20 protein-coding genes are annotated in these 20,140 nt (G+C 69.4%); 8 read left to right on the forward strand and 12 right to left on the reverse strand.

Annotation, left to right across the window (positions count from 1 at the left end; translation table 11 throughout):
- Positions 1-56: 56 nt before the first annotated feature.
- Positions 57-614: a GNAT family N-acetyltransferase gene (locus ACI7YT_RS17025; protein ID WP_406247186.1), complete on the reverse strand. Its 558-nt coding sequence runs from the start codon at positions 612-614 to the stop codon at positions 57-59.
- Positions 615-663: 49 nt separating this feature from the next.
- Here ACI7YT_RS17025 and ACI7YT_RS17030 point away from each other — a divergent pair, with 49 nt between their 5' ends.
- Positions 664-1,527 carry a phosphoribosylaminoimidazolesuccinocarboxamide synthase gene (locus tag ACI7YT_RS17030; RefSeq protein ID WP_406247188.1) on the forward strand — a complete coding sequence of 288 codons (864 nt, stop codon included), beginning with the start codon at positions 664-666 and terminating at the stop codon, positions 1,525-1,527.
- Between the two features lie 81 nt (positions 1,528-1,608).
- Positions 1,609-2,949, forward strand: a complete 1,341-nt coding sequence (locus ACI7YT_RS17035) for a uracil-xanthine permease family protein (RefSeq protein ID WP_406247190.1) — start codon at positions 1,609-1,611, stop codon at positions 2,947-2,949.
- A 112-nt stretch (positions 2,950-3,061) separates the two neighbouring features.
- Here ACI7YT_RS17035 and ACI7YT_RS17040 read toward each other — a convergent pair whose 3' ends face one another.
- From ACI7YT_RS17040 to ACI7YT_RS17085, 10 genes are all read right to left on the reverse strand, one after another.
- A complete protein-coding gene (locus tag ACI7YT_RS17040; protein WP_406247192.1) occupies positions 3,062-4,630 on the reverse strand; it encodes a carboxyltransferase domain-containing protein in 1,569 nt (522 codons plus the stop codon).
- Positions 4,631-4,715: 85 nt separating this feature from the next.
- A complete protein-coding gene (locus ACI7YT_RS17045; protein ID WP_406247194.1) occupies positions 4,716-5,489 on the reverse strand; it encodes a LamB/YcsF family protein in 774 nt (257 codons plus the stop codon).
- Positions 5,486-6,079, reverse strand: coding sequence for a TetR/AcrR family transcriptional regulator (locus ACI7YT_RS17050; protein ID WP_406247195.1), 594 nt, complete (start codon positions 6,077-6,079; stop codon positions 5,486-5,488). Before ACI7YT_RS17050 ends, ACI7YT_RS17045 begins: the two co-directional genes overlap by 4 nt.
- 261 nt (positions 6,080-6,340) lie before the next feature.
- Positions 6,341-6,967: a response regulator gene (locus ACI7YT_RS17055; RefSeq protein ID WP_406247197.1), complete on the reverse strand. Its 627-nt coding sequence runs from the start codon at positions 6,965-6,967 to the stop codon at positions 6,341-6,343.
- Complete coding sequence (locus tag ACI7YT_RS17060; protein ID WP_406247199.1) at positions 6,964-8,217, reverse strand: sensor histidine kinase; 1,254 nt, start codon at positions 8,215-8,217, stop codon at positions 6,964-6,966. The genes ACI7YT_RS17055 and ACI7YT_RS17060 overlap by 4 nt, the downstream gene beginning before the upstream one ends.
- A gap of 155 nt (positions 8,218-8,372) precedes the next feature.
- A complete protein-coding gene (locus ACI7YT_RS17065; RefSeq protein WP_406247200.1) occupies positions 8,373-9,371 on the reverse strand; it encodes a LacI family DNA-binding transcriptional regulator in 999 nt (332 codons plus the stop codon).
- 71 nt (positions 9,372-9,442) lie between these two features.
- Positions 9,443-10,876 (reverse strand): GH1 family beta-glucosidase, encoded by a 1,434-nt coding sequence (locus ACI7YT_RS17070; RefSeq protein ID WP_406247201.1) that lies wholly within the window; start codon positions 10,874-10,876, stop codon positions 9,443-9,445.
- Between the two features lie 5 nt (positions 10,877-10,881).
- Positions 10,882-11,772, reverse strand: a complete 891-nt coding sequence (locus ACI7YT_RS17075) for a carbohydrate ABC transporter permease (RefSeq protein ID WP_406247203.1) — start codon at positions 11,770-11,772, stop codon at positions 10,882-10,884.
- Positions 11,769-12,809 (reverse strand): carbohydrate ABC transporter permease, encoded by a 1,041-nt coding sequence (locus tag ACI7YT_RS17080; protein WP_406247205.1) that lies wholly within the window; start codon positions 12,807-12,809, stop codon positions 11,769-11,771. The genes ACI7YT_RS17075 and ACI7YT_RS17080 overlap by 4 nt, the downstream gene beginning before the upstream one ends.
- 103 nt (positions 12,810-12,912) lie before the next feature.
- Positions 12,913-14,220, reverse strand: a complete 1,308-nt coding sequence (locus ACI7YT_RS17085) for an ABC transporter substrate-binding protein (RefSeq protein ID WP_406247207.1) — start codon at positions 14,218-14,220, stop codon at positions 12,913-12,915.
- A 138-nt stretch (positions 14,221-14,358) separates the two neighbouring features.
- Between ACI7YT_RS17085 and ACI7YT_RS17090 the strand changes: the two genes are divergently transcribed.
- The 4 genes from ACI7YT_RS17090 (at position 14,359) to purQ (ending at position 16,956) form a co-directional block, all read left to right on the forward strand.
- Positions 14,359-14,889 (forward strand): adenine phosphoribosyltransferase, encoded by a 531-nt coding sequence (locus ACI7YT_RS17090; protein ID WP_406247209.1) that lies wholly within the window; start codon positions 14,359-14,361, stop codon positions 14,887-14,889.
- Between the two features lie 34 nt (positions 14,890-14,923).
- Positions 14,924-15,916: an aldo/keto reductase gene (locus ACI7YT_RS17095; RefSeq protein ID WP_406247211.1), complete on the forward strand. Its 993-nt coding sequence runs from the start codon at positions 14,924-14,926 to the stop codon at positions 15,914-15,916.
- Between the two features lie 87 nt (positions 15,917-16,003).
- Complete coding sequence (gene purS / locus ACI7YT_RS17100) at positions 16,004-16,252, forward strand: phosphoribosylformylglycinamidine synthase subunit PurS (protein WP_406247213.1); 249 nt, start codon at positions 16,004-16,006, stop codon at positions 16,250-16,252.
- 2 nt (positions 16,253-16,254) lie between these two features.
- Positions 16,255-16,956 (forward strand): phosphoribosylformylglycinamidine synthase subunit PurQ, encoded by a 702-nt coding sequence (gene purQ, locus ACI7YT_RS17105; RefSeq protein WP_406250616.1) that lies wholly within the window; start codon positions 16,255-16,257, stop codon positions 16,954-16,956.
- Between the two features lie 15 nt (positions 16,957-16,971).
- On the opposite strand, the gene ACI7YT_RS17110 is transcribed toward purQ, so the two are convergent.
- On the reverse strand, positions 16,972-17,397 hold the full coding sequence (locus ACI7YT_RS17110; protein WP_406247215.1) for a DUF1761 domain-containing protein: 426 nt from the start codon (positions 17,395-17,397) through the stop codon (positions 16,972-16,974).
- Positions 17,398-17,468: 71 nt separating this feature from the next.
- Between ACI7YT_RS17110 and ACI7YT_RS17115 the strand changes: the two genes are divergently transcribed.
- Together ACI7YT_RS17115 and ACI7YT_RS17120 are read left to right on the forward strand one after the other, a co-directional pair.
- A complete protein-coding gene (locus tag ACI7YT_RS17115; protein ID WP_406247217.1) occupies positions 17,469-18,401 on the forward strand; it encodes a 2-hydroxyacid dehydrogenase in 933 nt (310 codons plus the stop codon).
- A gap of 59 nt (positions 18,402-18,460) precedes the next feature.
- The gene (locus ACI7YT_RS17120; RefSeq protein WP_406247219.1) at positions 18,461-20,122 is read left to right on the forward strand and encodes a glycoside hydrolase family 13 protein; all 1,662 of its coding nucleotides are present in this window, start codon (positions 18,461-18,463) and stop codon (positions 20,120-20,122) included.
- Positions 20,123-20,140: the final 18 nt, after the last annotated feature.

Consider the following 20,140-nt stretch of genomic DNA (forward strand, 5'->3'; position numbering starts at 1 on the left):
GTCTGGGGTCACCCGGCAAAGCTACACCCGGCGACGGACACCGCGGTGTCGCCGGTTCAGCCCAGAATCGTCGCCCGCTGCGCGTCCGTCAGCGGACGATCGGAGTACACCAGCCGGATCACCCCTGGGTCGGGATTGCCGGCATCCGGACCGCGATGCACGAGCGTGAGGCCGACCTTCTCGGCGACGACGGCCGATGCGCGATTGTGCTCGACCATGAAGGCGACGACCGGGGTCGCCGGGCGAAGAAGCCGCACGGCGTCGACCGCTATACGGGAGGTCTCGGTCGCGAAGCCGCGGCCATGATGATCGGCCGAGATCCGGTAGCCGAGGTTCCACACCGCCGCGTCCCCATCGCCGATCAGCACGCACCCGCCGTTGCCGACGATCTCGCCGGTGCCGCGCAACGACACGATCCACGATGCGAGGCCCGCGGCATCCCATCCCCTGATCCAGCGCGCGATCAGTCGTTCCGTCGCCGCGCGCTCGCTGTGCCGCAGAGTCGGGTAGTGCTCCCACACGCGCGGATCCGCGTAGATCCGATGGATCGCGTCGAGGTCGGCGGTTGTCGGGCGGCGCAGGATCAGCCGGTCTGTGAGGATCTCGTCGTGCATCGTCCTCGAGCGTATTCGAGGTGCCGCCCGTGTCTGGGATGATGGCCAGGTGAGCGAAGCGACGAGGATCCCCGGCTGGCGGCACATCTACTCGGGCAAGGTCCGTGACCTGTACGCCTCGGAGGCTGCCGATGACCCGCGCATCCTCGTGGTCGCCAGTGACAGGGTGAGCGCGTTCGACTACGTGCTCTCCCCCGGCATCCCGCAGAAGGGCACTCTGCTCACCCGCCTCAGCCGCTGGTGGTTCGAGCAGCTGGACGACGTGCCGAACCATCTCGCCGACGGCGAGATCCCTGCTGTGGTGGCCGATCGCGCGATGCTCGCGCAGTCGCTGGAGATGCTGCCGATCGAGTGCGTGGTCCGCGGCTACATCACCGGCACAGGATGGCTGGAGTACCAGGAGAGCGGAACCGTCTGCGGCATCCCGCTGCCGGTCGGCCTCGAGAACGGCGATCGTCTGCCGGAGCCGCTGTTCACGCCCGCGTACAAGGCTCCGATGGGCGAGCACGACGAGAACATCACGTTCGACCGCGTCGTCGAGCTCGTGGGCGAGGAGCGTGCCGCCGAACTGCGCGACACGTCGCTGAGCCTCTACGCCCGCGCTGCGGACATCGCCGCGGCGAAGGGCCTGATCCTCGCCGACACGAAGTTCGAGTTCGGCACGGATGCCGAGGGCACCCTCCGCGTCGCCGACGAGGTCCTCACGAGCGATTCGTCGCGGTACTGGGATGCCGAAGCGTGGGAGACGGGGACCACACCGACCGAGCGGATGGCGAGCTTCGACAAGCAGATCGTGCGCGACTGGCTGGCGTCGAACTGGGACAAGCAGGGCGAGCCGCCCGCCCTCCCTGATGACGTCGTGCAGCGCACCGCCGACCGCTACCGCGAGCTGATCGAGCGCCTGACCTCCTAGTTCCGCGTACTCAGCGAACGCCCAGGAATCGGTAGTGTTGCCCCAGCATCCCTCGCAGCCCCCGATCCCTGAGGAGCCCCCATGCCCGTGTGGAAGATCCACGGCGACGGCCGCACCGTCGCACCCGGTCAGGTCGTCAAGCCCGAAGAACGACTGAGCTGGCCCGCGACGATCGCGATCGGCGCACAGCACGTCGTCGCGATGTTCGGTGCCACGTTCCTCGTGCCGATCCTCACCGGCTTCCCCGTGTCGACGACCCTGCTGTTCTCGGGCATCGGAACCCTGCTCTTCCTGCTGCTCACGCGCAACCGTCTGCCCAGCTACCTCGGTTCGTCGTTCGCGTTCATCGCGCCGATCACCGCCGTCAACGCCGGCAAGGCGCTCGAGACGCCCGAGCAGATCACGCAGGCGCTGGTCGGCGTGGTCGCGGCCGGCATCCTGCTCGCCGGCATCGGCTTCCTCGTGCAGGCCGTCGGAACCGGCTGGATCGACAAGCTCATGCCGCCCGTCGTCGCCGGTTCGATCGTCGCGCTGATCGGCTTCAACCTCGCGCCTGCGGCCTGGAACAACTTCAAGCTGCAGCCCGAACTGGCCTCGGTCACTCTGATCGCCGTCGTGCTGTTCAGCGTGCTGTTCCGTGGGTTCCTCGGCCGGATCTCGATCTTCCTCGGCGTCATCGTCGGGTACATCGTGGCCCTTTTCACCGGCCAGGTGACCTTCGACGGCGTCGCCGATGCCGCGTGGATCGGCCTGCCCGACTTCCACCTCGCCGCGATCACCGACCCGGCGGCCTGGGCGCTGGTGCCGATGTTCCTGCCCGTCGTCCTCGTGCTCATCGCGGAGAACGTCGGACACGTGCGCGGTGTCGCGACGATGACCGAGGACCCGTCGATCAACAAGCACACCGGCCGCGCGCTGGTCGCAGACGGTCTCGCGACGACCATCGCCGGTGGCTTCGGCGGCTCGGGCACGACCACCTACGGCGAGAACATCGGCGTCATGGCCGCGACGCGCGTCTACTCGACGGCCGCGTACTGGGTCGCCGGCATCGTGGCGATCCTGCTCGCGTTCTCGCCCAAGGTCGGCGTCATCTTCAACACGATCCCCGCCGGCGTCCTCGGCGGAGTGACGACCGCGCTCTACGGCCTCATCGGCGTGATCGGGATCAAGATCTGGGTCGACAACCGCGTCGACTTCTCGCGCCCGGTGAACCAGTACACGGTGGCGGTCTCGTTCGTCATCGCGATCGCCGGCTTCGCGATGGGGTGGGGGAACTTCCAGCTCGGCGCGATCGTGCTCGGCACGGTCGCCGCCCTCCTGATCTATCACCTCGGCAACGCGATCGCGCGCTGGCGCAAGACCGGCGCGGACGACGGCGGCCCCATCCCCGCGGTCGGTCCGCTCGGCGGCGACCCGGAGTAATCCGCTTCCCACGGCATCCGAACGGGAGGAGAACGTACGATCCGGAGGATCCGGATCGACGTGCGGCTCCTCCCGTTCGTGCGTTCTCCTCCGGATCGGACGGATGCCGGGGTCAGACGATCCGGAACCGGACGCGCGCCCCCGGCGGCACCTGGCCGGCGATGTCGAGCGCGCGATCGGTGAGCGCGCCGATGATCGGATAGCCGCCGGTCAGCGGATGATCGGGCAGGAACAGCACCGGCTGCCCATCCGGCGGCACCTGGATGGCCCCCGTCACCGCGCCCTCGCTGGGCAGTTCGCCCTCGATCGCACGCTCCAGCCCGCGGTCGCCGAGCAGCCGAACACCCACGCGGTCGGAGCGCGGCGAGACCAGCCAGTCCTGTTCGGTGAGGACGCGCAGCGCCGCAGGCGTGAACCAATCGTCTCGGGGTCCGAGCGTGATCGCGAGTTCGATGAGGTCGCCAGGTGCGGGCAGCACCCGCGGCACGACGAAGTCGTCGACCGCGCCGACGACGTCCCCGCCGATCGCCACGACGTCGCCGGCGACGAGCGCGGCCGGTCCGAGACCGGCGAGCGTATCGGAAGAGCGGCTGCCCAGAACGGATGCCGCGACCACCCCGCCCCGCACCCCGATCACGTAGCGGATGCCGCGTGCCGGATGCCCGAGGTGCAGCTCGTCGCCATGCGCCGTCGCGAAGGGCCTGCCATGCGCGATCGAACGGGCGCCACCGGCGCCGGTCGCCAGCTCGAGCTCGCCCACGGCTCCCGTGACGACGGCGACACCGGATCCCTGGAACCGCAGCACGGCCGAGCCGACGCATTCCAGCACCGCGACCGTCGATGCGTTGCCGACGGCCCGGTTCGCGTCGCGCAACGCGGTCCGGTCAGCGGCGCCGGATGACGAGACGCCGAGTGCCGCATGGCCCGGTCGGCCGGCATCCTGCACGAGCAGCTGCAGCGGCGGCCGCACGATCTCGACGCCCCCGGCCGGGAATCGAGGATCAATCGTCGTGGCGGCGACGTGCTCCTCAGCGACACGCGGATCGTCCCGGTTCTCCGACGCGACGACCGGTGGGGCGACAGCACGCTCGAACCGCACCAGCGCGCCAGGGGACAGCAGCGCAGGAGGGTCGCGATCGATGTCCCACATCTCGGCATCCGTGCGGCCGATCAGCTGCCAGCCACCTGGGGTCTCACGGGGGTACACACCCGTGAACGGCCCGGCGAGCCCGACGGACCCGGCCGGCACGCGGGTGCGCGGCGACGAACGGCGCGGCACGTCGAAGAGCGGGTCGTCGCTGACGGCATAGCCGAATCCGGGCGCGAAGCCCGAGAACGCGACACGCCACTGCGCCGCGAGATGCCGACGCACGAGCTCCTCGGGAGACACCGCGAGCAGTCCGGCTGCCTCCTCGAGATCGGCCCCGTCGTAGATCACAGGGACGACGACCTCGCGAACGGGCGTCAAATGCTCGGCATCCGCCGTCATCGTCCCGAGCACGGCGGTGAGCGCGTCGGCCGACGTGCGCAGCGGGTCGTAGCGGAGCAGCACGGTGCGCGCTCCGGGGATGCGCTCGACGATGCCCGGCACGTCGGCCAGTGCCAGGTTCCATCGCATCGCCTCGTCGAGATCGGCGGCCTCGACGACCAGCGCGCGATCGGATGCCGTGCGGATGCGCATCAGCGACACGTCCGTCCACGTCGCGCATTCCGTCGCTCCGACGGCCCGAGAGCGACAGAATCTGCGATCCGAACGGCGTCCATCGTCACACCCCGACGAACGGGGCGATCGTCACGCCGGAGTCCGACAGCCGCCGGCGGATCTCGGCGGCCATCGCGACCGATCCAGGGCTGTCGCCGTGCACGCAGATGGACTGCGCTGACACCGCGACATCCGTGCCGTCGATCGCGCGGATCACGCCCTCCGACGCGAGACGCACCATCCGGTCGGCGACGACCGAAGGATCGTGCAGCACGGCATCCGACTGCGTGCGAGGGACCAGCCGACCGTTCGGAAGGTACGCGCGGTCGGCGAATGCCTCGGCCGCGACCGCGAGCCCTGCATGCTCCGCGAGGTCGAGCACGACGCCACCGGCCTGACCGAGCAGCACGAGGCTCCTGTCGATCGCCGCGATCGCGGCGACGACGGCCTTCGCCTGCCGTTCGTCGTGCGCGATCGTGTTGTACAGCGCCCCATGCGGCTTCACGTAGGCGACGGTCCCGCCGACGGCGGAGGCGAGCCCGATCAGCGCCCCGAGCTGGTATTCGACGTGCGCCTGCAGCGTCGCCGGATCGATGTCGACCGCGACGCGCCCGAAGTTCTCGTGGTCGCGGTACCCCGGATGCGCGCCGATGACGACACCCGTGCGCACCGCCGCGGCGAGCGTGTCGCGGATCCCCTCAGGGCTGCCGGCGTGGAAGCCGCACGACACGTTCGCGCTCGTCACGATCTCGAGCATGCTCACGTCGTCGCCGACGATCCGGCCGGGTTCGTTCTCGCCGAGGTCGGAGTTGAGATCGATGGTGCGAACGGCTGTCATGATTCTTCGGCATCCAGGCCGTAGAGCCCGAGGACCCAGCGGCGCGCCCCTTCGATCGGGAACGTGTCGCCGACGGCGGCGTACTTGAGGACGATCCCCTCCAGCGTCGTGCGCAGCATCGCCTCCTCCAGTGCCGGATCGGCCGCACCGCGCTCCGCGAAGATGCCGCGGACGGCCAGCTCGGCAGCCGCAACGCCTTCGGCATTGCGGCCGGCGGCCTCGGCGAAGAAGCGCAGTTGCGCCGGGTCCTGCTGCATCGTCGAGACCGCACGGTGCAGCAGCAGGTTCGCGGATGCCGCGGCGAACGTCCCCTCGATGATCCCCCTCAGGCGGTCGTCCGCACTGCCGGTCCGCACCGTGGGGAAGCCGATCAGCAGCCGGAACCAGCGATCGACGATCTCGCCGACCAGCTGGTCCTTTCCCCCGAAGTGGTAGTTGACCAGCCCCTGGGCGACGCCTGCTCGACCCGTGATCTCGGCGATCGTCGCGCCGTGCACCCCTCGCTCGGCGAACAGTTCGATCGCCGACGACAGGATGCTCTCCCTGGCGCGCTCGCGTGCCTGGCGGTTCTGCTCCTCGGAGCGCGCCATCCGGCATCCTTCCGGTCCATTTCCCATTCCCCCGGCTTCCCGCTATCGTACTCACTGAATGAGTGTTCAGTGATGCGTATGGACGTCGGGGAGGGCGTTGCGCATGAGGATGAACGATCGGGCTCGACGTCGAGTCCGCGAAGCGCGTCGCACGGCACGTATCGGAGGGATACCGGCATGACGCGCCGGATGCTTCGTCTCTGACCTCATGATGAGGGTGCTCGGTCTCCGTCGGGGGGCGGGATCGAGCATCCTCGGCGGTCAGCGGCGGATGATGCGCTGCTCGATCGCCGCCGCCACGGCGCCGGCACGCGTGTCGACGCCGAGCTTGGTGTAGATGTGCGACAGGTGCGACTTCACGGTCGCCTCCGACACGAACAGCGCTCTCGCCATCTCGCGGTTGCCCTGACCGTCGGCCAGGAGCTCGAGAACCTCGACCTCGCGCTCGGTCATCCGAGGCTCGGGAGAGGCCGCCCTCCGCATCAGCGTCGCGGCGACGGACGGTGCGAGCGCCGGCTCCCCCTTCGCCACCGCGCGGATGCCCGCGAACAGCTCGGCCGGCGGCGCATCCTTCAGGAGATACCCTCTGGCCCCGGCATCCAGCGCGCGCAGGATGTCCGACTCGGTGTCGTAGGTCGTCAGCACGAGGACGGCGGGCGCAGGGTCCAGCGCCGCGAGCCGACGGGTGGCCTCGATGCCGCCGACACCGTCTCCGAGGCTCAGGTCCATCAGGACGACATCCGGGCGCTCTGCCGTGACGACCTCGACGGCGGATGCCGCGTCTGACGCCTCCCCGACGACCTCGAGGTCGTCGCTCGACTCGATCAGCGCGCGCAGCCCCGCACGCACGACCGGGTGATCGTCGACCAGTATCAGGCGCAGACTCATCGTGCTTCTCCCTCTCCGAACACCGACGAGTCCGACCCCGCCACGAGGACGGATGCCGGGAACACCGCCGACAGCGTCGTCCCCTCACCGGCCGCCGATTCGATCTCCAGTGTTCCGCCGACGGCGGCGATGCGCTCCTCGATGCCCTCCAGCCCACGACCGCGCCCTGACGAGCGGCGCTGATCGGCGCGCTCCCGACGGGCGACAGGGCGTGCGTCGAACCCCACGCCGTCGTCGCGGATGTCCACGCGCAGTTCGTCCGGCTGAGCGGTGAGGCTCACCACGGCTCGCGTCGCGTGCGCATGCTCTGCGACGTTCGCGAGAGCGCCGCGCACGGTGCGGATCACGGCAGCGGCGACGGGAAGCGGAACGTCGCGGATGACGCCATGGTTCTGGAAGGAGGCGGCGACGCCCGCGGCATCCGCCACGACCCGCTCGATCGCGGCCGGCAGCGAACCTGCGACGCCGTCGAGCTCGGCCGGCGCGAGGTCGCGCACGACCCGGCGCACCTCGTCGAGGCCGTCGCGCGCGGCATCCGCCGCGGTGCTCACCTGCGCACGCGCGGCGTCGGGACGTCGATCCCACTGCTGCCCGGCGGCCTGCAGCAGCAGATGGATGCTGGAGAGATCCTGCCCCACCGAGTCATGGATCTCGCGCGACAGGCGCGCCCGCTCGGCGAGGGCGCCCGCCCGATGCTCGGCGGCCGCGAGGTCCGATTGCGTCGCGGTCAGCTCGTCGACCAGCTGCTGTCGGGCTCTGGCCTCGCGATCCAGCGCACGGTAGGCGACGACGGTCGCGAAGGCGATCCCGATCGGACCGGCGATCATCGTCGGGTCTGGTTCGTCGGCCAGTCGGAGTTCGGCGGCGATGACCACGGCCGTCATCACGGCGACCACGGCGGAGGCGGGCCAGAACGGCAGGATCTGCAGCACCGCGAACGCCAGCGGCACGGCGCACCACGCGAACGACGGGGCTGTGAGGGTGAGCACGACCCACAGCGCCACCACGACGAGGGTCCATGCCGACGGCCACACCCCGCGCCGCGGGACGAGCGGCCGCAGCAGGGCGACGATCGCGAGCAGCGTGGCGCCGGCGAGGACGAGCGGCATGGCCTCGGCATCCTCGTGGCGCAGCGCGTAGCGCACCGCGCACACGACGATCAGCGCGAGCAGGACGACCTGCAGCGCGCGTCCGAAGCGCACGGGCGCCAGGATGCCGCGCGCGCCGTCCGGCTGCTCGGGTGAGGTCATGGCCCTCAGCCTACGGACGACGGATGCCGAGGCACATCATCCGATCGGCTACCGACGCACTGTGGCCGACGTATCACGAACGGTGTGACGATTCACGGTCGGATCCGGTGAATCCGTTCGTGATTCGTCACCGCGTTCGTGATTCGTCGCGTCGGCTACGCCGAACCGCGCACGACGAGCTCGGTCGGCAGGATCGTCGTCCGCTCCGGCGAGCCGCCCGCGAGGTGCGACAGCAGGACTGCGGCCATCGTCTCCCCCTGCTTGTACATGGGCTGGCGGATCGTCGTCAGCTGAGGGTCGGTCGAGAGCGCGACAGAGGAGTCGTCGAATCCGACGACGGCGACGTCGTCCGGCACCCGCAACCCGGCCGCGCGCAGAACGCCCATCGCGCCGCGGGCCATCAGGTCGCTCCCGGCGAAGATCGCATCCGGAGCGCCGGCGGCGAGGATCCGGCGCGCGGCTTCGGCACCACCGGACTCGCTGTAGTCGCCCTCCGCCTCGGCGAACGGCGAGAGCCCGGCATCCGCCAGCGCGGCGCGAAAACCCTGCGCGCGATCCTGCGCCGCGAGCATCGTGAGCGGTCCGGTGATGGTCGCGATGCGCGTGCGGCCGGTGTCGATGAGGTGCTGCGTGGCGAGGCGTGCACTGGCGACGTTGTCGACATCCACGACGTAGTCGGAGTCGCGCAGATGGAACGCCCGGCCGCCGAACACCACTGGCACGGCATCCGCGATCCGATCGATGTACGCGTCGCTGGAGTGGTGCGAGACGATCAGCGCACCGTCGACGCCGCCGTTGCGGACGAAGCTCGTCATCTTGTCGCCGGGGTCGTCACTGGCGATGAGGAGGTTGAGGAGGTAGTCCGATCCGCCGAGCGCACCGGTGATCCCGGCGACGATCGCGGCGAAGAACGGGTCACCGAAGAAGCGCGTGGTGTCCTCGGGAACGATCAGCGCGATCGCGTGGGTCTGCCGCGATGCGAGCGAGCGCGCCGCGCGGTTGGGCACGTAGTTCATCTCGGCGATCGCCCGTTTGACGGCGTCGAGCGCCTCGGGGCTGACCGCGGTCGACCCGTTCACCACCCGCGACACCGTGGATCGCGACACCCCCGCGGCCGCCGCAACCTCTTCGATCGTCGCCCGTGGTGCCGTCATCGCACGCTCTCTTCCATTCGCCCATTCTGGCCCCATCGACGCGCAGGGAGGCTCCCCGGCCCCCGCGCGCCTCAGAGCGAGCGAGCGGCGATGACCCGTGCGTACTCCAGCGCGGAGTCCTTGAGGCTGCGCTCCTGGGTGTCGTAGTCGACCCGGACGATGCCGAACCGCTTGTCGTAGCCCCACGCCCACTCGTAGTTGTCGAACAACGACCAGTAGAAGTATCCGCGCACGTCGACCCCGGCATCCGCGGCATCCAGGACGGCACCGAGGTGCAGGCGGAGGAACTCGGCACGATCCCCATCGTGCACGCGCGTCTCGCCGTCCTCGACGACCGGCTCGTCGTCGTACGCCGCCCCGTTCTCGGTCATGTAAAGGACGACGCCCGCCGGCTCGGCGTACTCGGTCCACACCCGCTGCAGCAGACGCGTCAGCCCCTCGGGCTGGACCTCCCAGTTCTGCGCGGTGCGGGGCAGGCCCCGCTCGACAGAGTGGATGCCGGCGTCCGACGGGTAGGGGCTGCGACCCTTGCGCTCGGTGCGGGGCCCACCCGGGACTGGTGGCACCTCGGGCGCCGTACCCGACACGTAATCGCCGTGGTAGTAGTTGACGCCCTGCGTGTCGATGCGCGCCGAGATCTTCTCGAGATCACCCGGCTGGACGGCGGCTTCGAATCGGTCGACGGCCTCGGCATCCACCGCTCGGATGTCCTCGACGATGTCCGCCGGATAGGCGCCGCGGTAGATCGGGTCGAGGAACCAGCGGTTGAACTGCCCGTCGATGCGCCGAGCGGCGTCGACGTCGGCGGGATTCTGCGGATCCACCGGGTCGGCGACCGTGTGGTTCAGGGTGATCCCCAGATTCAGCGACGCGTCGCGCGAGCGCAGCTCCTGCACGGTCGCGCCGTGCGCGAGCAGCAGATGGTGCGACGCGAGCAGCCCCTCGGCGACGCTGGTGTGCCCCGGCGCGTGTTCGCCGCCCGTATAGGAGAGGAACGACGAGCACCACGGCTCGTTGAGCGTCGTCCACACGTTCACCCGATCACCCAGTGCGTCGTGCATGGTGCCGGCGTACTCGAGGAAGCGGTCGACCGTGTCGCGGTTCGTCCACCCACCGGCATCCTGCAGCGCCTGCGGCATGTCCCAGTGATACAGCGTGAGCCAGGGCAGGATGCCGGCCCCGAGAAGCTCATCCACCAGGCGGCTGTAGAAGTCGACGCCCTGCGCGTTGACGGCTCCGCCGTCCGGCCGCACCCGGGACCATGACGTGGAGAAGCGGTAGGTCTGCAGGCCGAGGCGCTTCATGAGCGCGACGTCCTCCGGGTAGCGGTGGTAGTGATCGCACGCCACGTCGCCGTTGTCGCCGCCCATGACGGCTCCGGGGACGCGGGCGAAGGCATCCCAGATCGACGCCGTCCGCCCCTCCTCGAAGGCCGCGCCTTCGATCTGATACGCCGCGGTCGCTGCACCGAAGAGGAAGTCGTCCGGGAACGGCCGAGAAGTCATAGGGGTCATCCTTTCACCGCGCCGGCCATGATGCCACTGACCAGCTGCTTGCCCGCCACCACGAAGAGGATGAGCAGGGGCAGGGTCGCGAGCACCGCACCGGCGAGCACGATCGAGTAGTCGACGTAGTACCCGGACTGCAGCTGGCTGAGCGCCGTCTGCAGGGTCGGGTTCGAGGGAGAGAGCACGATCAGCGGCCACAGATAGTCGGTCCAGGCCGTCATGAACGTGAACAGACCGAGGATCGCCATGGCCGGCCGCGCCGCAGGGACGCCGACGGTGAGGAACGTGCGGAACTGGTTCGCACCGTCCATGCGCGCCGCCTCGATGAGCTCGTCCGGGATGACGTCGACGAGGTACTGGCGCATGAAGAAGACGCCGAAGGCCGTGACGAGGGTCGGGACGATGACGGCTCCGATCGAGCCCGTCCAGCCGAGTTCGCGCATCAGCATGAACAGCGGGATGATGCCCAGCTGCGTCGGGATCGCCATGGTCGCGATCACGAACACCATGAGCCCGTCTCGACCCTTGAAGCGCAGTTTGGCGAACGCGTAGCCGGCGAGCGTCGAGAACGTCACGACCGAGATCGTGATGATCGTGGAGATGATGACCGAGTTGCCCAGCGCCAGCCAGAACGGAATGGCGTCGAAGACCTGCGCCGCGTTGGTGAAGAAGTTCCCGCCGGGGATCAGCGGCAGAGTCTCGCCGCGGGTGGAGTTGTCCCCGGAGGCGACCACGACCGACCACCACAGGGGGTAGACGCTGCCGATGAGGAACGCGGCGAGGAGGCCGTACGTGAGGAATCCGGGACGGCTGCCGATCCCGGCGGTGCCGCTGCTCGTGCTGCGACGGCGCCGGATGCGCTCCGGCACGCTCATGGCCTGCGTGGCGGTCATCGGGCATCCTCCTTGGTGAGGTTCTTGCGCGCAGCGCGGCGGGCCGCGCGATTGCGCTGCGGTGCGTCACCGGATGCGATCCCGCGCGAGATGAGGAAGTTGATCACGCCGATGGCGACGATCAGCAGGAACAGCAGGATCGCCACAGCGGATGCCTCGCCGAGGTCCCGGCGGAAGAATGCGAGCTCCCAGAGGAACAGCACCGTGGTCTGGAACTGACGGTCACTGCCGCCGATGCCGCCGGCCGTGGAGGCGTCGAACAGCTTCGGCTCCGCGAAGATCTGCAGCCCGCCGATCGTCGCCGTGATGATGACGAAGATGAGGGTCGGTCGGATGGTCGGGATCGTGATCGAGAAGAAGCGGCGTGCGGCACCCGCGCCGTCCAGCGCGGCGGATTCGTACAGGTCACGGGGCACGGCCTGCATGGCCGCGAGCAGGATGAGGGCGTTGTAGCCCGTCCAGCGGAAGTTCACCATGGTGGCGATCGCGATGTGCGACAGGAACGTGTTGTGCTTCCACTCCAGATCAGCGATCCCGATGAGGTTCAGCAGATTGTTGGCGAGACCGTCGGCCTCGTTGAACACGCTGGAGAAGATGATGGCGACCGCGACGGGGGTCACGACGAAGGGAATCAACACGCTCATCCGCCAGAAAGTGGGTGCACGCAGACCGCGGTCGAGGAGGTACGCGATCACGAGCGCGACGCACAGCTGCGGGATCGCGGAGAGCAGGAAGATGCTCAGCGTGTTGACGATCGAGTTCCAGAACATCGCGTCGCCGAGGATCTCGGTGAAGTTCGCGAACCCGACGAACGGGCCCTCGCCCTTGAGGAGATCCCACTCGTGCACGGCGACGTACACGGTGTAGGCGAGCGGGAACAGGCCGAGCAGTCCGAACAGCAGGAAGAACGGCGACACGTAGAGATACGGCGACGCATTCTGGTCGAACCGCGAGACGCGGTGGCGCCAGGGGCGGCGGGCGGCGGGCCGGGCGGATGCCTCGGCCACGCGCTCCTCGGGCGGAGCAGTGAGGGTCATGGTCTTTCCCGTCTGGGGCGATCGGACGTGGTTCCGGTCGCAGTCCGTGCCGCTCCGGCGGAGCCGAGGCGACACGAACTGCGACCGGAATGCGGGGTGATGGTCAGCCGACGAGTTCGTTCAGCAGGGACAGCGCCTGGTCCCAGGCACCCTGCGTGTCGGTCTCGCCGCGGTCGAGCGCGCTCAGCGCCGGGCCGAAGACGTTCTCCTGGATGACGGAGTCGTCCGGGCCCTTGAACTGCGCGACGACGCCCTTCGCGCGCTCGGCGAGGATGGCACCGGTCGGTGCGTCGTTGAAGAACTCGTTCGGCGTCGCGTCGGCCGCAAGGGTCTCCTGCGCCTCGACCGTCGACGGGAAGTTGCCCGCAGCGGTGGACTGCTTGACCTGCTGCTCGGGCTGGGTCAGCCAGTCGGCGAGCTCAGCGGCCGCCTCTTTGTGCTCGGAGCTCTCCGGGATCGACAGCCATGCGCCGCCCCAGTTGGCCGCGCCTCCGGGGAAGACATCGGCGAAGTCCCAGCCGGTGGAGGCATCGCCGCCGCCGGCCTCGACCTGCCCCTGGACGACGCCCAGCATCCAGCCGGGGCAGACGAACGTCGCGAAGGTGCCGTCGACGAACGACTTGCCGCCGTTCCAGTCCCACGCCGCCTGTGCGGCGGACTGGCCGCCTTCGGTAGCGGCACCGAGAAGCTCGAAGCGCTCCTGGAGCAGATCGTTGCCCTCGACGTTCAGCTCGCCGTCTGCGGTGTAGTAGCCCTCGTCGAGCTGGTTGACCATGGAGTTCCAGACGAAGCCGGAGTGGTCGTACCAGGCCTTGCCGGTCTTGTCGGTGTACTCCTGGCCGACCTTGAAGTAGTTCTCCCAGTCGCCGTTCAAGAGCTCGGCGACCGACTCGCGGTCGCTCGGGAGGCCGGCGGCCTCGAAGGCGGCACCGTTGTAGCAGATGCCGGACGGGCCGATGTCGGTACCGTAGCCGATCACGCGGCCTTCGGCATCCGTCGCCTGGTCGTACTTCCAATCCACCCAGTCGCCCTTGCGGTCCTCGATGCCGTATTCGGTCAGGTCGACGAACGTGTCGGAGACCTCCATGATGGCTCCGAGCCAGCCTTCTTCGATCGCGACGATGTCGCTGAGGCCGGAACCGGCCGCGATCTTGGTGAAGGCGTCGGTGCGGGCGTTGCCGCCGGTGTCGATGTTGGTCGCCTCGATCGTGACGTTCGGGTTCAGTTCCTCGTACTCGTCGTACAGGTCCTCGTAACCGAAGGTGCCGAACGTGGTGATGGTCAGCGTGACCTTCTCGTCCGAGCTCCCCTCGGCCGGTTCGTTGCTCGCGGAGCAGCCGGCGAGAGCCAGGGCTGCGACGGAGGCGACGGATGCGGTGACCAGCATCCTGCGCGTGGCGCGTGTGTTCACGGTGTCACTCCTTTGTGCGGAATCTGTTGCGGTGGTGTCGTGCTTCGGGATGCCGTGGGAGCGCTCCCACGAACTGAGGAGTCACTCTATGGGAGCGCTCCCACGACTGTCAAGCTCGACCCGGGATAGCCTTGATCGGTGCCCGCCACCGAACTCTCCCCCGCCCTCACCCGCGCCGCGTCGCTGATCCGCAGCATCCCGGACTACCCGGAGCCCGGGATCGTCTTCCGCGACATCACTCCTCTGCTGGCGGATGCCGAGGCGCTGCGCGCCACCACCGACGCGATCCTCGAGCCGTTCGCCGGACAGTTCGACGTCGTCGCCGGCATCGAGGCGCGCGGGTTCATCCTGGCCGGAGCCGCGGCGATCGCCGCAGGGGTCGGACTGATCCCGATCCGCAAGGCGGGCAAGCTGCCCCGACCAGCGGCATCCGTCGACTACGCCCTGGAGTACGGAACCGCCACGATCGAGATGCACGACGATTTGCCCGCCGGATCCCGCGTGCTGCTGATCGATGACGTGCTCGCCACCGGCGGCACCCTCGCGGCCGGCCGCCAACTGGTCGAGCGTCTCGGCAGCCACGTCGCCGGCATCTCTGTGCTGTTCGAGATCGACGGTCTCGGCGGGCGCGATGCGATCGGCGACCTGCACACCGTCTTCCACGCCTGAGCACCGCCGGCGCGCGGCCGGTAGCGTGGAGACCATGCAGCAGCGCGCACTCGGACGAACCGGCCGTGACGTCTCGGCGATCGGCCTCGGAACCTGGCAGCTCGGCGCGGACTGGGGCGCGGTCGATGAGAACGACGCGCTCGCGGTGCTCGAGGCCTCCGTCGCGCACGGCGTGACCCTGTTCGACACCGCCGACGTGTACGGCGACGGACGCAGCGAGTCGATCATCGGGCGCTTCCTCGCCGCGCGGCCCGACCACGGGATCACGGTCGCCACGAAGATGGGCCGCCGCGTCGACCAGGTCGCCGAGAACTACACGCTCGAGAACTTCCGCACGTGGACCGCGCGCAGCCGCAAGAACCTCGGTGTCGACACCCTCGACCTCGTGCAGCTGCACTGCCCTCCGACCGATGCGATCACCGCCAACCGGACCTACGACGACCTCGACCGGCTCGTCGACGAGCAGGCGATCGCCGCGTACGGCGTCTCGGTCGAGACCTGCGAGCAGGCCCTCGCCGCGATCGCACGGCCGAACGTGACGAACGTGCAGATCATCCTCAACCCGTTCCGACTGAAGCCGCTCGACGAGGTGCTGCCGGCCGCCGCCGAAGCCGGGGTCGCGATCTTCGCCCGCGTCCCGCTCGCCTCAGGGCTCCTCAGCGGTCGCTACACCCGCACGACGAGCTTCGCGGCCGATGATCACCGCTCGTACAACCGCCAGGGCGAGGCGTTCGACCGCGGAGAGACGTTCTCGGGCGTCGACTACGAGACCGGACTGCGCGCCGCCCGCGAGCTCGCCGAGGCGCTGCCGGATGGCGTGCCGCTCGCCGCGGCATCCCTCGCCTGGGTGGCGAGCCGGCCGGGCGCGACGTCCGTCATCCCCGGAGCGCGCAGCACGTCCCAGGCGTCCGGCAATGCGGAGGCCGCGGTTCTGCTGGAGGATGCCGCCTTCATCGCGGACTTCGACGCCGCCGTGCAGGACGTGTACGACAGGCTGCTGCGCGCAGACATCCATCCGCAGTGGTGACACCGCTGCGGGCTCGGGCGCCGTTCGGACCGCAGGAAGGCCAGTAGACTGGCCGTGCCCGCCTTCCCGCGACTTCCGGAGCCTCGAATGCCCACCATCGTCGTCGACGTCATGCCCAAGTCCGAACTGCTCGACCCGCAGGGGAAGGCCGTCTCCGGCGCGTTCGCGCGCATCGGCGTCGAGGGCTTCAGCGATGTCCGCATCGGCAAGCGCTTCGAGCTCACGGTCGAGGGCGAGGTCACCGACGAACTGCTCGCCGAGGCCAAGCGCGTGGCCGAGGACGTGCTCTCCAACTCCGTGATCGAGGATGTCGTCGGCATCGAGGTCGTCGAATGAGCATCCGGATCGGGGTCATCACCTTCCCCGGTTCCCTGGACGACCGCGACGCGCAGCGCGCGGTGCGCCTCGCCGGTGCCGAGCCGGTCGCCCTCTGGCACGGCTCGCACGACCTCGAAGGCGTGGATGCGCTCGTGCTCCCCGGCGGCTTCAGCTATGGCGACTACCTGCGCTCCGGCGCGATCGCTGCACTGTCGCCGATCATGACGGAGGTCAAGGATGCCGCGGCGAAGGGCCTCCCCGTGCTCGGCATCTGCAACGGCTTCCAGATGCTCGTCGAGGCGCACCTGCTTCCCGGCGGGCTGATCCGCAACGACCACCAGCACTTCGTCCGGCGCGACCAGAAGCTGACCGTCGAGAACTCCGACACCGCCTGGACCAATGCGTTCCGCAGGGGCCAGGAGATCGTCATCCCGCTGAAGAACGGCGAGGGCGGTTACATCGCTTCCGAGGAGACCCTGGATCGCCTCGAGGGCGAGGGTCTCGTCGCCTTCCGCTACGCGGGTGTGAACCCGAACGGCTCGTTGCGCGACATCGCCGGTGTCACGAACGAGGCCGGGAATGTCGTCGGCCTCATGCCGCACCCCGAGCACGCCACAGAGCCCGGATTCGGGCCGGACACCGCCACCGCGATGCGCAGCGGCGTCGACGGGCTGGATTTCTTCACCAGCGCGGTCGCCGCGGTCGCGCGCGTCGCCGCGTAGAACCTCGTCGAGGGATCAGAGCGCAGGCGGCCATACCCCGATGATGACCGCCATCACGGCGATCGTCACCAGCTCGTGAGCGATGTTGAGCGTCGTGAGCTTCGTCGAACGCCCCTCGAACGCATCGTGCGTGATGAAGCGCGCGCCGGTGAATCCGCCCCACAGCATGATCGCGGTCACGAACGTCGCCGAGAAGAACGAGCCCTGGTAGAAGTGCCAGGCGATCGCGGCCGCGCCGGCCAGCACCCAGGCGGTGCCGAAGCTCACGAGCACGGTCGTGACCATCGGCCACAGCGGACCGCGCGACGGGTTGTCCAGGTCGACGTGCGCGAGCTTGGCCCAGCGGTTCCCGAACACGCGCGGCGAGTACCAGATCGCGCCGACGATCATGCTCGACACCGTCGCCAGCAGCACAGCCCAGTAGTTGATCTCGGGAATCATGGCGGCATCCTCACGTCGAAGCGTGACACCGACGCTACTCCGGGTCGGTGCCCCGAGGATAGGCTCGAGGGGTGAGTCTCGTCGTCACCGTTCCCACCGCCCGTCTCGCGTCCGACGTCGGTCCTCTTCCCGACGGGGTCGAGGTCCTGGTGTGGGACATGCAGTCACCGGCTCCGCGCGAGCACCTCGACATCGTCGTGCCGCCGTACATGGACACGGCTGAGGCCCTCAAGACGTTGGACGGCGTCGACGTCGACCTGCTGCAGGGACAGATGATCGGCTACGAGAGCGTCATCGACAGGATCCCCGCCGGCGTGCGCTTCGCGAACGCCGCGACCGTGCACGAGACGGCGACCGGCGAGCAGGCGCTCGCGCTCGCGCTCGCCGCGCAACGGCACATCCCCGATTTCGTCCGCTCGCAGGACCGCGGCACCTGGGAGCGGCTGTGGTCGCCCGGTCTCGCCGATCGCCGGGTGCTGCTGATCGGATTCGGCGGCGTCGGCCAGGCGGTCGCCGAGCGTCTGGTCGGCTTCGAGGTGGACCTCACGGTCGTGGCGCGGAGCGCCCGAACGGTCGAGCACGACCGCCTCGGCTCGGTCGACGTGCACGCGATCGACGAGCTGTCCGTGCTGCTGCCGCAGGCCGAGATCGTCATCCTCGGACTCCCCTACACCCCCGAGACACGCCACCTCATCGACGACGCCGCACTGTCCGCCCTGCCGGACGGCGCGCTCGTCGTGAACGTCGGCCGTGGCGCGCTCGTCGACACCGACGCACTGGTGGATCACGCGCGCCGCGGGCGCATCCGCGCGGCGATCGACGTCGTCGACCCGGAGCCGCTCCCGGACGGTCACCCGCTGTGGAGCCTGCCCGGCATCCTGATCGCGCCGCACGTCGGCGGATCCTCTGATGCGATGCACCCGCGCATCGCCCGGGTCGTGCGCACGCAGATCGAGCGTATGCTGGCGGGCAAGCCTCCCATCAACATCGTCCGCGGCGCCTGATCATCCGGCGTCGCCGTCGACGCTCGCGAAACTGTAAGCGCTTGCAGTAGGCTCATCGCATGACTCAGCTTGAACAGTCCGCCGCACCCGGTGCCGAGTGGTGGCGCAGCGCCGTGATCTATCAGATCTACCCGCGGTCCTTCGCGGACGCCTCCGGCGACGGCATCGGCGACCTCCCCGGCATCACGAGCCGTCTGGAGTCGCTCAAGGAACTCGGCATCGACGCCATCTGGTTGAGCCCGTTCATGACGTCCCCGCAGAAGGATGCCGGGTACGACGTCGCCGACTACCGCGATGTGGACCCGATCTTCGGCACGCTCGCCGACTTCGACACCATGCTCGCCGAGGCGCACGCCCGCGGCATCCGGGTCATCGTCGACCTCGTCCCCAACCACTCGTCCGACCAGCACGCCTGGTTCCAGGCGGCGCTCAAGGCCGCCCCAGGAAGCCCGGAGCGCGCCCGCTACGTCTTCCGCGACGGACGGGGCGAGAACGGCGAACTGCCCCCGAACAACTGGGAGAGCGTCTTCGGCGGCGGCATGTGGGAGCGCATCACCGAGCCGGACGGCACGCCCGGTCAGTGGTATCTGCACATCTTCGACCCCACCCAGCCGGACTTCGACTGGACCAATGAAGAGGTCAAGGAGGAGTTCCGCTCCATCCTGCGCTTCTGGCTGGACCGCGGCGTCGACGGCTTCCGCGTTGACGTCGCGCACGGCATGGCCAAGGAAGCCGGCCTGCCCGACTACGCGCCGGTCGCTGACGCCGACTCGATGGGCGGCGGCGAGGAGAACGTGCCGTACTGGGGCCAGGACGAGGTCCACGACATCTATCGCGACTGGCACCAGGTCCTCGCGGAGTACGACGGCGACCGCGCACTGTGCGGCGAGGCCTGGCTGCCGACGCTGAAGAAGACCGCGCTCTGGGTGCGCCCTGATGAGATGCACCAGACCTTCAACTTCCCGTACCTGATGACCCCGTGGGATGCGAAAGCTCTCGGCTCCGTGATCCGAGAGTCCCTCGAGGAGTTCGGCAAGGTCGGCGCCCCCAGCACCTGGGTGCTCTCGAACCACGACGTCGTCCGCCACGCGACCCGCCTCGCGTTCACGGATGACAACCCGCAGGGCGAGGGCATCGGCCCGCTGACCCCGAACAAGCCGGACACCGCGATCGGACTGGCACGCGGCCGTGCAGCGACCACGCTCATGCTGTCGCTGCCCGGCTCGTCCTACCTGTACCAGGGCGAGGAGCTCGGCCTGCCGGAGGCGATGGAGATCCCCGACGAGTTCCGTCAGGACCCCACCTGGTTCCGCACCGAGGGCAAGCGCTACGGCCGCGACGGATGCCGCGTGCCGCTGCCGTGGGAGGCCGGCGCCCCCGCGTTCGGCTTCAACGACACCGGTGCGTCGTGGCTCCCGCAGCCCGCCGAGTGGGCCGCCTACGCCCGCTCCACCGAGGAGAACGACCCGACGTCGACGCTCGCGCTGTACAAGCAGCTGCTGCGTCTGCGCCGCGAGCACGACCTGGGTTCGGGAACTCTGGTCTGGGAGGATCTCGGGGCGGATGCCGTGGCCTTCCGCCGCGGCGACATTCACGTCGCGGCGAACCTCGGCACTGCTCCGGTCGAGCTCCCGGCGAATGCGAAGTTCCTGGTGCGCAGCCAGCCGTTCACGGGCACTGCCCTCCCAGCCGACACCGCCGCCTGGTACACCGCGTCCTGACCGGCCCGCGCCAGAACC

It is taken from the genome of Microbacterium sp. M, assembly GCF_045181065.1.
In the GTDB taxonomy this organism is placed as follows: Bacteria; Actinomycetota; Actinomycetes; order Actinomycetales; family Microbacteriaceae; genus Microbacterium.